At 53.2% G+C, this 13,286-nt stretch carries 13 protein-coding genes; 3 read left to right on the forward strand and 10 right to left on the reverse strand.

The window, feature by feature from the left end; all coding sequences use genetic code 11:
• Positions 1-19: 19 nt before the first annotated feature.
• The 9 genes from ACR6JA_RS19200 to cpxP form a co-directional block, all read right to left on the reverse strand.
• Positions 20-1,324, reverse strand: a complete 1,305-nt coding sequence (locus tag ACR6JA_RS19200; protein WP_494494289.1) for an SLC13 family permease — start codon at positions 1,322-1,324, stop codon at positions 20-22.
• 9 nt (positions 1,325-1,333) lie between these two features.
• A complete protein-coding gene (locus ACR6JA_RS19205) occupies positions 1,334-2,056 on the reverse strand; it encodes a GntR family transcriptional regulator (protein WP_494494290.1) in 723 nt (240 codons plus the stop codon).
• A 59-nt stretch (positions 2,057-2,115) separates the two neighbouring features.
• Entirely contained in the window at positions 2,116-3,156 is a 1,041-nt protein-coding gene (locus tag ACR6JA_RS19210) for an ADP-ribosylglycohydrolase family protein (protein WP_494494291.1), read from the reverse strand.
• 3 nt (positions 3,157-3,159) lie between these two features.
• Positions 3,160-4,122: a PfkB family carbohydrate kinase gene (locus tag ACR6JA_RS19215; protein WP_494494292.1), complete on the reverse strand. Its 963-nt coding sequence runs from the start codon at positions 4,120-4,122 to the stop codon at positions 3,160-3,162.
• A gap of 10 nt (positions 4,123-4,132) precedes the next feature.
• Positions 4,133-5,467 carry an MFS transporter gene (locus tag ACR6JA_RS19220; protein ID WP_494494293.1) on the reverse strand — a complete coding sequence of 445 codons (1,335 nt, stop codon included), beginning with the start codon at positions 5,465-5,467 and terminating at the stop codon, positions 4,133-4,135.
• Positions 5,468-5,833: 366 nt separating this feature from the next.
• Positions 5,834-6,823, reverse strand: a complete 990-nt coding sequence (locus tag ACR6JA_RS19225) for a sulfate ABC transporter substrate-binding protein (RefSeq protein WP_039299158.1) — start codon at positions 6,821-6,823, stop codon at positions 5,834-5,836.
• A gap of 151 nt (positions 6,824-6,974) precedes the next feature.
• Positions 6,975-7,937: a 6-phosphofructokinase gene (gene pfkA / locus ACR6JA_RS19230; protein ID WP_085542166.1), complete on the reverse strand. Its 963-nt coding sequence runs from the start codon at positions 7,935-7,937 to the stop codon at positions 6,975-6,977.
• 182 nt (positions 7,938-8,119) lie between these two features.
• A complete protein-coding gene (fieF, locus tag ACR6JA_RS19235) occupies positions 8,120-9,022 on the reverse strand; it encodes a CDF family cation-efflux transporter FieF (protein ID WP_213716134.1) in 903 nt (300 codons plus the stop codon).
• Between the two features lie 123 nt (positions 9,023-9,145).
• Entirely contained in the window at positions 9,146-9,655 is a 510-nt protein-coding gene (gene cpxP / locus ACR6JA_RS19240) for a cell-envelope stress modulator CpxP (protein ID WP_494494294.1), read from the reverse strand.
• 151 nt (positions 9,656-9,806) lie between these two features.
• Here cpxP and cpxR point away from each other — a divergent pair, with 151 nt between their 5' ends.
• From cpxR to trmL, 3 genes are all read left to right on the forward strand, one after another.
• Positions 9,807-10,505 carry an envelope stress response regulator transcription factor CpxR gene (cpxR, locus tag ACR6JA_RS19245; RefSeq protein ID WP_008457487.1) on the forward strand — a complete coding sequence of 233 codons (699 nt, stop codon included), beginning with the start codon at positions 9,807-9,809 and terminating at the stop codon, positions 10,503-10,505.
• Positions 10,502-11,872 carry an envelope stress sensor histidine kinase CpxA gene (cpxA, locus tag ACR6JA_RS19250; RefSeq protein WP_213716135.1) on the forward strand — a complete coding sequence of 457 codons (1,371 nt, stop codon included), beginning with the start codon at positions 10,502-10,504 and terminating at the stop codon, positions 11,870-11,872. Before cpxR ends, cpxA begins: the two co-directional genes overlap by 4 nt.
• 102 nt (positions 11,873-11,974) lie before the next feature.
• Positions 11,975-12,448: a tRNA (uridine(34)/cytosine(34)/5-carboxymethylaminomethyluridine(34)-2'-O)-methyltransferase TrmL gene (gene trmL, locus ACR6JA_RS19255; RefSeq protein ID WP_008457484.1), complete on the forward strand. Its 474-nt coding sequence runs from the start codon at positions 11,975-11,977 to the stop codon at positions 12,446-12,448.
• Here the strand turns inward: trmL and cysE are convergent.
• On the reverse strand, positions 12,445-13,260 hold the full coding sequence (cysE, locus tag ACR6JA_RS19260) for a serine O-acetyltransferase (protein ID WP_008457483.1): 816 nt from the start codon (positions 13,258-13,260) through the stop codon (positions 12,445-12,447). The two genes, trmL and cysE, sit on opposite strands and share 4 nt — an antisense overlap.
• Positions 13,261-13,286 lie beyond the last annotated feature (26 nt).

Below are 13,286 nucleotides of genomic sequence, written 5' to 3' on the forward strand. Positions count from 1 at the left end.
GCAAGCGGAGCCGTTTTTTTTAGAGTTTATGCAGCAACAGGAACCAGCCATAATCTAGCGGCAGCAAAATCAAAAATGTCACCACGGCCAGCGCCAGGCATAGCTTCATCCCTTCCCTTGCCGGGACTTTTCCCAGCCCCATCGCCACCACAATCGGCGACGCCATATACGGCAGGAGTGGCGTTGAGTACCCCAGTACCTGAATCATAATCACCGACAACAGTGGGAAACCGGTCGCCTGCGAGAAGCTTTCGGCAAAAGTGGTATAGAGTGCGGGAACGCCGTTCGCAGTGACGATGAAGTTGAGCAGGCTGGTGATACCGGTTAGCGCGGCAAAACTGGTGAACGGCCTGCTGGCATCCAGTGGCATAATCGCCATTAGCTTTTCGCCCACAAGCGCCCCAAGGCCGATATGCGTCACGGTCGTGGCCAGCGCCAAAATGCCCGCCACGTAGAAGCAGGTGCGCACATTCACACCGCTGGCAAACTCCTCGCCAGAGATAAACCCCACGCGCGGCAACAGCGTCATACAGGCGGCAATCAGTCCTATCCATGCAGGACCAACACCGTGCCAACTTTCCGTCACCCACAGCCCGAGCACAACGACCAGCAGCCACGCCAGCCGTTTTTCTTCAGGGCTCATCGGTCCTGGACTCTCAATTTGCTTTGGCGGCAACGGTTTACCAGGAAATAGCCAGGCAATCAGACCTATCAGCACTACTCCTTTCAGAATGCCAAGCACCGGAGTGTGCAGCAGTAAATAAGGCAGATAGTTAAGATGAAGGCCATAAGACCCTTCCGCCGCCCCGCTCATCACCAGATTCGGCACATTTGCGGGTAAGATCGTAGCCGATAGCTGGAAAGTACCAAACCCCACGGCCAGCGCCAGACCGTACCAGGCGCGGGTACCGTCGCCGATGGACGCTCTTTTCGCCATCGCCGCAACAATTGGCATCAGTAGGGCAATGCGTCCCATATTTGAAGGCATAACAAATGCCAGCGCATAGCTGAGTAGCACGACGCTGCCGACCATATGTAGCCAGGAGTCACTCAGCCGTGCGGACAGCGCCCGCGCAACTCGATCGGCCAGACCCGTTTTGCGAATCGCAATCCCCAGCACAAAACCGCTGAACACCAGCCAGAAAGCCGACGAGGCAAAACCACTAAAAATCACCTCGGCCGGGGCTATCTTCGCCACCATCGCTGCGGCGAAAAATAACAAAGCGGTCAGGTATTCGGGGAGTGCCGAAGTGGCCCAAAGGACAATGGTAATAAGGATAATAATGCCGGGCAGGACAAGCGGATCTGACAACCAGAGCGACATACCTGTCTCCTAGTGGTAATGAATCTCACCGAAATAGTCAGAGAGAACGTAATAGCGGCAATATTCAAAGGGCCGGGCTTCCCCGGCCATAAAAGTCTGGCGGGCTACCGAAAGTAGCGGTTTATTCTGTTCGATTTGCAGTTTTTCGCAGAGATCGGCCCCCGGCAAAATCGCATCTACTTTTTCGATCGCAGAGTCGCTTTTCACCTTCAACAGGCTGTAAAGCGAAGCATTTTCCAGCGCCTCTGCCGTCAACGTTAAGCCAGGAAAGAAAGAGAGATCGAGGTAGATTTTCTCATGGTTGAACGGGCGGTTATTCAGGCTGCGAATGCGTGAAATATAGAGATAGTGGTGGTGGGCGGGCAAACTGAGCCCATCCTCCTGGGCATCACGTGCGCGGCGCGGGGAGATATCAAGAATACGGTTTTCAACCGCTACGCTGGCATCGCGCAGATCGGTCGTAATTCCACGGAAGGTGTGCCCGTAACTCACTCCTTCCGGCACGGCGCTGACCACCGATCCGCTACCGCGTTGAGAAGTGATAATCCCGGCGCCAATCAATTCACTCCAGGCCTGCTTAACCACAATCAGTGAAACATTATAGGTCTGAGCCAATGCTTTTTGCGTGGGAAGCTGGCTCCCCAGCGGCAGAGCACCGCTTTGGATTTGCTGGCAGATGATGTAAAACAACTGTTTGTATAGCGGAGTAAAACTCGTCTTATCTACCTGCAAGCTGCTTACCTCAAAGTCTGCCAGACGGGGACGGCATGACCGCCCCACAGCGCACAACGTTAGCCTGTAATCTGCCTGGCGAGTTCTGCCAAATCGAAATGATTCATGCGATCAACGGTAGTCAAATAATCGACAGGGAAAGCATCAGCACCATGGAAAGCGCCGGAAAGTGCCCCAACCATGGTGGCGACGGTATCGGTATCATTGCCGATGTTAACGCCGGAAATAATAGCATCAACGGCAGAATTCGGACAACAAGCGAACAGGCCAAATGCGGCAGGCACCGCCTCGCTCACATGCAGCCCGGAACCAATAATATCCGCCAGTTCAACAATCGCCGTTTCCCAGCTCAGGTGACGCTTACCGATGGACACGGCAAGCTCTATACGCCTCGCCACAGAAGGCCCTGCCACCATCATAGCGCCTTGCTCCTGTGCCAGCGCATAGCCACGGTCTGCACCATAAATACCGGCAGCAATAATACTTTCTGCGCTAGTGGTGTTTTGCAGTGCTTCGCTGGTCGCGGCCGCCATCGCCGCCGCACCGGACATCGCCAGAACGTTATTATGGGTAAAGCGCGTGATGTCCAGCGCGGACTGGATAGCAGCTTCTATATTGCCCGGGTGCAGCACCGCAGCTGGCCAAATTTTCATCGCCGCGCCGTTGGTCGCTTCCGCATTGCCCTTGTTCACTATCTGCACGGATTGCTTTTCGCCCTCCAGCTCCCCCTGAAGTGATGCGCGGTTATCGTTGAAAATGGCTTTCATCGCAGCACGGGTTGTTGGGCCGGTAAAGTTGGCGTAAAACGGGTAATCCAGCCAGCGTTGGAATGCTTCGCGCATTGCCCCATCGCTCACTTTACGCTGATGATTTAGCAGGGCATCAATGATGTATTTTGCCTGTATAAAGTCGTCGGTACACATCCCTGCTTCGTTGCAACGGCCAAAGGTATCGGCCGGCGGCTTTTCAAAACCGGTTACCCAGCCACCAAAATAATCGCGAATCTGCTGTTGAGTTCGCACCTCGGTTGCCGCGCCCATGGCATCAGCGGCAGCAGCGCCAATCAGGCACCCAAGAATTTTATTGTGTTCAACGTTCATACATCACTCCTGAAGGGTTGAGGTTATTTTTATCGGATGGCTGGCTTTAAAAGCCGCAAACTGTTCCGGGTAAGGCAATGCCGTCATTGCCCCTTTTGCCGTGACCGCCATGGCGCCACAGACGTTGGCGTTTTCAATGGCTTCCACAAGCTGGCGGTGATCCCAGCTTCCCGACCGGGAAAGCGTGTAAAGCAGCGCGCCCACAAAGGCATCTCCTGCCCCAGTGGTATCTACCACCGTGATTTTCGGCGCAGGAAAGCTAAACTCTCCCTCCGGCGAGATCAGCAGGGCTCCCTGCTCGCCGAGGGAGATAATGGTCGTCGCGCAGCCCATGTCATGAATAAGGTGGCGGGCATCCTGCCAATGCTCTACCTCACCCAGCCAGCAAAGCTCTTCCGCTGAGACTTTGCAGATAGACGCCAGACCAATGGCTTCGGCCAACAGTGGCCTGATTTCGCCTGCATCTCGCCACATATTGAGGCGCAGGTTGACGTCAAACATCACATGCCCCCCGGCTGCTTTTATCCGTCTGGCACCTGTCAGGCAGGCTTCCCGGGCCGGACTCTCAGTCAGCCCTATTGAGCTGAAGTAAAACCACTGTTCGGCCGAAAACGTGGGAAGATCCTGAGGAGAAACAAAGGCATCAGCCCCAGGGTGAACCAGATAAGTAAAGCTACGTTCTCCCTCAGGCGTGAGGTTCACAATCAGTACCGCACTGGTCTGCCGTGGATCGAGGCGCAATGCAGTGACATCAACGCCATCATCGCGGAGCGTATGCTGCAGAAAATGCCCGGCATCATCATCACCAAGGCAGCCAATAAATCCGCAGTTCCCTCCCAGTCGCGCAACGCAAACCGCGACATTTGCCGAGGCGCCACCCGGGCATTTCAGGTAGGTATTAACCTGCTCAGGCACCAGATCCACCGAAGCATCACCAATGACCCAAACCTTGTTGCGTTGATGCATAAAGCCCTCCTCAGGCCTCGCGGTGAGCCAGATCGGCCTGAATATCACGGTAGTAATGGTTATTGATCAGGTACTTTTTCATTAATAACCCGACGGCCAGGTGGAACAGCGCCGGGATCATCGTCATCATCAGGGCGATACCGGCCAGCGACCGCGCACTCTGCTGAACGTCGGCCTGATAACCAAAGTGGCTAAGCAAGAACCCAAGTACTCCGCCCGCAATGCCCATCCCAAATTTCTGGAAGAACAGGATGCCGCCGAAGGCCAGGCCTGATACCCGCAGCCCCGTCTTCTTCTCGCCATAATCCACCGCTTCAGCAATCGAGGACCAAAACACCGGCATTTGCATGTCACAGAAGAAGTTAATCAGGAAGTAGAAGATGAATGCCAGGACCAGGCTTTGCTGGCCAACGCAGAAATACATCGCAAAGCTCAGGGCAAAAGTGATCAGCTGGGTGTAGCGGAACATTTTTATTTTGTCCCAATACTTGGTCACCCAGGTGGTGGCGACCATAGCCAGAATAGAAGCGACCACGCCGGTCGTCAGGAAGGGAGATATCAGGGCATCACCACCGCCAAGATAATACTTTGCATAATAAGCCGCGACAGAACCGCGAATCACGTAGCCACACATCAGCAGCATGATCACGCCCCCCAGAATCAACCACTGGTCGTTACGCAGTAAATTAGCAAACTGCTGTTTTATGCTCAGCGACGGTAATTCCGGTTCGCTACGCTCTCGGGTGGTAAAAAAGCAAAAAACAAAGAGAAGGGTGCCCATCGCCCCCATCAGTCCCATAGAAAGCTGGTAGCCATGCGCTTTGCTGCCCTGCCCCAGCCAAACCGCCAGCATAGGCACAACGATAGTGACTAAAAACGCAGCAATTTTTGTCATGACGAAACGGTAGCCATTGGCACTCAGTCGTTCGACAGGATCGTGACTGATCACGCCAATCAGCGAAATATAGGGAATGGTGATCGCGGTATAGACCACGGTCATCAGGATATAGGTGAAATAGGCCCATGCCAGTTTTGCTGTATAAGCCACGTCCGGCGTAATAAACATGAGGTACACGGCAAAGCCGAATGGAACCGCAAACCAAATCAGCCACGGGCGATAGCGCCCCCAGCGGGTGGATATCTTATCGGTTAGCATGCCCATTGCCGGATCGATAAAAGCATCGATCATGCGGACAACAATCAATAAAATGCCAACATCTGCAGCCTTAAGGCCATAGATATCGGTATAGAAATAGGCCAACAGGAGCTGCATGGCCACAATCACTACGTTAATCGCCATATCCCCGGCGCCAAACCCCACTTTTTCCACGATTGACAGTTTCATATCGGTATTCCTTTGGCACCTTCAGGCGCAAGAATGTCGAACAGGAGAAGAGATAACTGCGTGAAATAAATAATTTTTAACGGTATCTGTAGCCGAACAGCACGGGGATAGCGTCAGGGAGGAGAGTACGCCAATGATAAAAGATATAAAGGTATGCTTTTATGTCTTTTGATGGATTTCACATTATTTCAATATGAGATACGCGGACAAGGCATGAGAGTGTGATTTTGATCAAAAAAAAGCCACCTGGAATTTAAGATGGCGCGTAATATGAAAAAAATACAATAAAAAAACCCGGCAGCCTTAATCTACCGGGTTCTCTTAATTTACGCGCCCGCGGGTCTCTAGCCGGCAAGCATGGGGAGATTAACGCTTGCTGATTTGGTCGAAGCTTCCACCGTTAGAGAAGTGATCCTGCTGCGCTTTGGTCCAGCCGCCAAACTCTTCATCTATCGTGTAGAGCTTAAGTTTCGGGAACACTTTTTCGTATTTCTTCGCGACTTCCGGATCGCGCGGACGGTAGTAATTCTTCGCCGCAATCTCCTGACCTTCAGGCGAGTAAAGATACTTCAGGTAGGCTTCGGCCACGGCCTGAGTCCCTTTCTTCTCAACAACCTTGTCCACCACCGACACGGTTGGCTCCGCAAGGATAGATTCACTCGGCGTCACAATCTCGAATTTGTCTTTACCCAGCTCGTTGGTGGCCAGCAGAGCCTCGTTTTCCCACGCGATCAGCACATCGCCAATCCCGCGTTCCACAAAAGTGTTAGTCGAACCACGGGCACCAGAGTCCAGCACCTCTACGTTTTTGAATAAGGCTTTAACGAAGTCCTGCGCTTTCGCCTGATCGTTATTGTTGTGGTGCAGCGCATAGCCCCATGCAGCTAAATAGTTCCAACGCGCGCCGCCGGAACTTTTTGGGTTTGGCGTGATGACAGAAACACCCGGTTTGATCAGGTCGTTCCAGTCATGAATTTGTTTAGGGTTGCCTTTGCGCACCAGGAATACGATGGTGGATGTATAAGGCGCAGAGTTGTCCGGCAGGCGCTTGATCCAGTTTTTATCAATGCGGCCGCGCTCGGCGATGGCATCAACGTCATAGGCCAGCGCCAGGGTTACGACGTCGGCTTCAATACCATTGATGACCGACGTTGCCTGTTTTCCGGATCCGCCATGTGACTGGCGCACGGTGACAGTATCACCGGTTTGCTGCTTCCAGTGAGCGCTGAACGCTTTGTTGTATTCTTCATACAGTTCACGAGTCGGATCGTAAGACACGTTGAGTAACTGAATATCCTTCGCCAGTACGCCACCAGAAGCCAAAAGTAATGTTAAACCCACGCCCCACTTGTTCATCGCCCGCTCTCTTTATGAAGTTTGATGCGACCAGCCTGCCAGAAACTATTTCAAGGATTAAAGAATAAAAAAAGATTGGCTATAACTTTTGGCGATATAACAGGCAATAAAAAACCGGGCTATGCCCGGTTTTCACTGACAGCAACCTGGCTTAGTACAGCTTTTTAGCGCAATCCAGCCAGTCACCTTTGAACGGACGCTTCATGTTTTCAATCGCGTCGATGATGTCATGGTGAACTAATTTTTCGTTCTGAATGCCGACGCAGCGACCGCCGAAGCCCTGCAGCAGCAGTTCGATAGAGTAGGAACCCATGCGGGATGCCAGGATACGGTCATACGCTACCGGAGACCCCCCGCGCTGGATGTGACCCAGAACGGTAGCACGGGTTTCGCGTTTGGTTTCGGTTTCGATGTATTTAGCCAGTTCATCAACATCGCAAATGTGCTCGGTAATAGCCACAATGGCGTGTTTCTTACCTTTCGCAATCCCAGCTTTGATTTCTGCCACCAGATCTTCACGGCTGAATTCAACTTCCGGCAGCACCACAAACTCACAGCCGCCGGCGATAGCCGCAGCCAGAGTCAGGTCGCCGCAGTAACGCCCCATCACTTCAACGATGGAGATACGCTGATGTGAAGAGGAGGTATCGCGCAGGCGGTCAATCGCTTCAACCACGGTTTCCAGCGCAGTGAAGTAACCGATGGTGTAATCGGTACCTTTGATATCATTATCGATAGTGCCTGGCAGGCCGATGCAAGGGAAACCCATTTCGGTCAGGCGCATCGCCCCCATGTAAGAACCGTCACCGCCAATAACCACCAGCGCATCAATGCCGCGTTTTTTCAGGTTTTCGATAGCCACGGCGCGAATGTTTTCATCGCGGAACTCAGGGAAGCGAGCGGAGCCGAGGAATGTACCGCCACGGTTGATCATGTCGGACACGCTGTAGCGGTCCAGTTGCACCATGCGATCTTCGTACAGACCCAGGTAGCCATCATAGACACCCATGACTTCCAAACCTTCTGACAGCGCTGCACGCACCACACCGCGGATAGCCGCGTTCATGCCCGGCGCATCACCGCCACTCGTCAACACACCAATTTTTTTGATCATGACTACCTCTGAACTTTGAAAGCAAAATTAATCCTGTTGCCGGAAAACGCTGCGGGCAATCCGAAGCTTCGACGCTGCCCAAATAGTATAACAACGGCTCCCAGCTGAATTGATTCAGGTCAGGCCAAATGGCGGTACATTATGCAAAAACTGCCAGCCAGCGCCAACTTTCCAACGTAAAACTAAAGCTCGAAATGCCCCTGCCGTCCCGTCGGAACAACAGAGCAAGGATCCTGGTGGATAATCACATCCGATCCTGGGAAACGCTGCAGAATCGCCTGCTCCACCTGTTCAGCCACAACATGCGCCTGAACCAGCGGTAAATTATCTTCCATCTCAATATGAAGCTGTATAAAGCGGGTCGGCCCTGACTGCCGCGTTCGGAGATCGTGGGCCCCTCTGACACCGGGCCACGCGTTCACGATATCAATAATAGCCTGACGTTCCTCGTCTGGTAACGCACGATCAAGCAGCGATTGCACGGCTTCATAACCCATTTGCAGCGCGCTATACAAAATGTACACGCCAATACCCAAAGCAAACAACGAATCAGCACGATGCCAACCATACCAGGAAAGGGCCAGCGCAATAAGAATTGCGCCATTCATCATAACATCAGACTGATAATGAAGCATATCGGCCCGGACGGCCTGGCTTTGTGTTTTTCGTACCACCCAGCGCTGGAACGTCACCAAAACTAAGGTGCTTATCAGCGCCACAATCGTCACTGCCACGCCAATGCCAGGATCTTTCATCGGTGAAGGGTCAGCCAGATGCTGAATACCGGTTAAAAACAGGAACAGGGCCGAGCCTGAGATGAACATGCTTTGTGCGAGAGCGGCCAGCGATTCCGCTTTGCCGTGACCGAATGTATGTTCTTCGTCTGCGGGCTGGAGTGAATAACGCACCACAAGCAAGTTCGTCAATGAAGCTGCGATATCGACAAGGGAGTCCACCAGCGCCGCCAGAATACTGACCGAGCCGGTATACCACCAGGCGAAAATTTTTATTAACAGTAGCAACGACGCCATGACGGTCGCCGCGATTGCAGCCCGGCTAACCAGCTGCCCATATTGTTGATTCATCGGGGCTCCCGCAGGTGAATGCGGGTAGTATAGCGGATCAGGCCTGAGCGTCAGGCAAAAAAAACCCGCCTGGTGAGGCGGGGAAGACAGGGATGGTGTCTATGGCAAGGAAAACAGGGTTTGTTACTGGTTACTACGGGTACTGCTACTACTCATGGCCTGCAGCGAAACACCCTGCTGCAGTTCCGACAGTTCACGGAGATTGTCCATGCGCTGCTGGTGTTTCTCATTTAAAGCGGCTTGCTGTTCCGGACTGAGTAAGTGGTACATTTGGTTGCGTACTTTTGCCATTTCGACCTGGCGGGCAACCTGTTCTTGTGCCATTTTTTCAGCCTGAGCTTTCACTGCCACTTCATCAAATTTATCGGCGGTGATCAGACGATGCATGATCTCCATTTCGCTAACATTAACGGGTGGGCTATCATGCCTTGCCCGGTGCATAAGATCTCGCATCTGTTGGCGCTGTTGCTCAGTCAAACTTATGCCGTCAAACATGTGGTTCTGAGCGTTGTTTCGTTTTGCCAGATTATCGCTTTGTGGCCAGTTAACGCCGGTCGGCAAATCATCGGCCGAGCTGGCTAAAGAGATAAGCGCCAGTGTTGAGGCCATGACGACAGCGGTAACATTGCGCATCACTTGCTCCCGAAATCTGTGTGTGCTGCGATTCAACGAGAGCCAGTCTACGATTCCCGCTGCAAACTAGCGTCAGGGGGTGTAAAACAACGTAAAGTCATGGATTAGCGCGCCTTGATGACGTAATTTCTGCCTCGGAGGTAATTTCACAATGAATAAAATCCTGTTAGTTGATGATGACCGAGAGCTGACTTCCCTGCTAAAGGAATTGCTCGACATGGAAGGTTTTGACGTGATTGTTGCTCACGATGGTGAGCAAGCGTTGACGCTTCTGGACGACAGCATCGACCTGTTATTGCTTGACGTAATGATGCCCAAGAAAAACGGTATTGATACGTTGAAAGAACTTCGCCAGACACACCAGACACCCGTCATTATGCTTACCGCTCGCGGTAGCGAACTTGACCGTGTACTCGGCCTTGAGCTGGGTGCCGATGACTACTTACCAAAACCCTTTAACGATCGTGAGCTGGTCGCCCGTATTCGCGCCATCCTGCGTCGTTCACACTGGAGCGAGCAGCAACAAAACAGCGACAGCAGTTCACCGACGGTAGAAGTCGATGGGCTGAGCCTCAATCCAGGCCGCCAGGAAGCGAGTTTCGACGGACAAGCGCTGGACTTAACCGGCACAGAGTTTACGCTGCTGTATCTCCTCGCTCAGCATCTGGGCCAGGTGGTTTCTCGTGAACATCTGAGCCAGGAAGTATTGGGTAAACGCTTAACACCGTTCGACCGCGCCATAGACATGCATATTTCCAACTTGCGTCGTAAATTGCCGGATCGCAAAGACGGTCATCCGTGGTTTAAAACCTTACGTGGTCGCGGCTATCTGATGGTTTCCGCTTCATGATAAGTAGTCTTACCGCGCGCATTTTTGCCATCTTCTGGCTGACACTGGCTCTGGTACTGATGTTAGTTTTGATGCTGCCGAAGCTGGATTCACGCCAGATGACCGAGCTGATGGAAAATGAGCAACGTCAGGGCTACATGATTGAGCAACACGTCGAAGCTGAACTGGCAACCGATCCACCGAATGATTTGATGTGGTGGCGGCGTCTGTTCCGTGCCATCGACAAATGGGCACCTCCAGGCCAGCGTTTGCTGCTGGTCACCAGCGAAGGGCGCGTCATTGGCGCCCAACGCAACGAAATGCAGATCATCCGTAACTTTATCGGCCAGTCCGATAACGCCGATCATCCCCAGAAAAAGAAATATGGGCGAGTTGAGCTGGTTGGCCCATTTTCGGTGCGAGATGGTGAAGATAACTACCAACTTTACCTGATTCGCCCGGCCAGCAGCTCTCAATCTGACTTTATCAACCTGCTGTTCGACCGGCCTTTACTGCTGCTAATTGTCACCATGCTGGTAAGTTCTCCGCTATTACTTTGGCTGGCCTGGAGCCTTGCGAAACCTGCCCGCAAGCTCAAGAATGCAGCAGATGAAGTCGCCCAGGGCAACCTACGTCAGCATCCAGAACTCGAGGCTGGGCCACAGGAATTTCAGGCCGCGGGCGCGAGCTTCAACCAAATGGTGACTGCGTTGGAGCGAATGATGACGGCGCAGCAGAGGTTGCTCTCGGATATCTCCCATGAACTCCGCACGCCGCTGACCCGCCTGCAGCTTGGAACCGCGCTACTGCGTCGCCGCAGCGGTGAGAGCAAAGAGTTGGGGCGCATAGAAACAGAAGCCCAGCGTCTGGACGGCATGATTAATGACCTGCTGGTGATGTCGCGCAATCAGCAAAAAAATGCGCTGGTCAGCGAAACAATGAAAGCGAACCAAATCTGGTCAGAAATGCTGGATAACGCTGCGTTTGAAGCCGAGCAAATGGGTAAGTCGTTGGAAGTCACCTACCCGCCGGGTCCGTGGTTGATGTACGGTAACCCAAATGCCCTGGAAAGTGCGCTGGAGAATATTGTTCGCAATGCTCTGCGTTACTCGCACACCAAGATAGCTGTGAATTTCTCCGTCGATAATCAGGGCATTACCGTCACCGTTGACGATGACGGCCCAGGCGTCAGTCCGGAAGACAGAGAGCAGATTTTCCGTCCGTTTTATCGTACGGATGAAGCGCGCGATCGCGAATCAGGGGGGACAGGTCTCGGTCTGGCTATCGTGGAAACCGCCGTGCAGCAGCATCGTGGCTGGGTAAAAGCTGACGACAGCCCGCTAGGCGGCCTGCGCCTGACGCTCTGGCTGCCGCTTTATCACCGCTGACAAACAGGATAAACATTCGCAATAACAGGCTCTACGGAGCCTGTTTTCATTTCTGCTCAGGCGCTATTTTGCTATTCTGCGCCCCTAGTTGATGGGGGTTGTATGTTAAATATCGTTTTGTTTGAGCCAGAAATCCCGCCCAATACCGGGAACATTATCCGCCTGTGCGCCAACACTGGTTTCCGCCTGCACATCATCGAGCCAATGGGCTTTCCCTGGGATGATAAACGCCTACGTCGCGCGGGGCTGGATTATCACGAATTTACGACAGTGCTGCGCCATCGCGACTATAACGCCTTTCTGGAAGCCGAAAACCCTCAGCGCCTGTTTGCATTAACAACCAAAGGAACACCCGCCCACAGTGCTGTGAGCTATCAGGCTGGGGATTATTTGATGTTTGGCCCGGAAACTCGCGGGCTACCCGCTGAGATATTGAACGCCATGCCGCCAGAACAAAAGATTCGCATTCCCATGATGCCGGACAGCCGCAGCATGAACCTCTCTAACTCGGTGTCCGTGGTGGTCTATGAGGCCTGGCGCCAGCTAGGGTATCAAGGCGCTGTTCTCAGAAGCTAAATGCCGTCGCCGTATTCAAAGCCTGCGCCGTTGAAGTGCTGATCCATATCTATCGCTGGCTTGTCACTTCCCGGCGTACCCACGATTCGCGCCGGCACGCCAGCTGCCGTTGTATGCGGTGGAACAGGCTGTAGCACGACGGAGCCTGCGCCAATTTTTGCGCCGGTTCCGACCTCAATATTGCCGAGGATCTTGGCACCCGCACCAATCATTACGCCTTCACGGATTTTCGGATGGCGATCGCCACTGGTTTTACCGGTACCGCCCAGGGTGACTGATTGCAGAATAGACACATCGTTTTCGACGACCGCAGTCTCACCAATGACAATCCCGGTGGCATGGTCAAGCATAATCCCGCACCCAATTTTTGCCGCTGGGTGAATATCAACCTGGAAAGAGACGGAGACCTGGTTCTGCAAGAAGATAGCCAGCGCCTGTCGCCCCTGCAGCCAAAGCCAATGGCCAATGCGATACGCCTGCAGCGCATGGAAGCCTTTAAGATAAAGCAGCGGCGTTGAATACTTGTCTACCGCAGGGTCACGCGTACGCACCGCCTGGATGTCGCAAGCGGCAGAGGCAATCATCTGCGGATCGGCAGCGTAGGCCTCTTCAACCACTTCGCGAATGGCAATGGCCGGCATAATCGGCGAAGCCAGTTTATTGGCTAACATGTAGCTGAGCGCGTTTCCAAGATTATCGTGCTTGAGGAGCGTCGCATGATAAAAACTGGCCAACATGGGTTCACAATCCGCAAGCGCTCGCGCTTCGGCTTTAATATTGCTCCACACCAAATCCAGTTCTTCAGACGACATTGCTCTCTCCAGACAGAAAAACAACG

The organism is Cedecea sp. B1(4) (genome assembly GCF_059414925.1).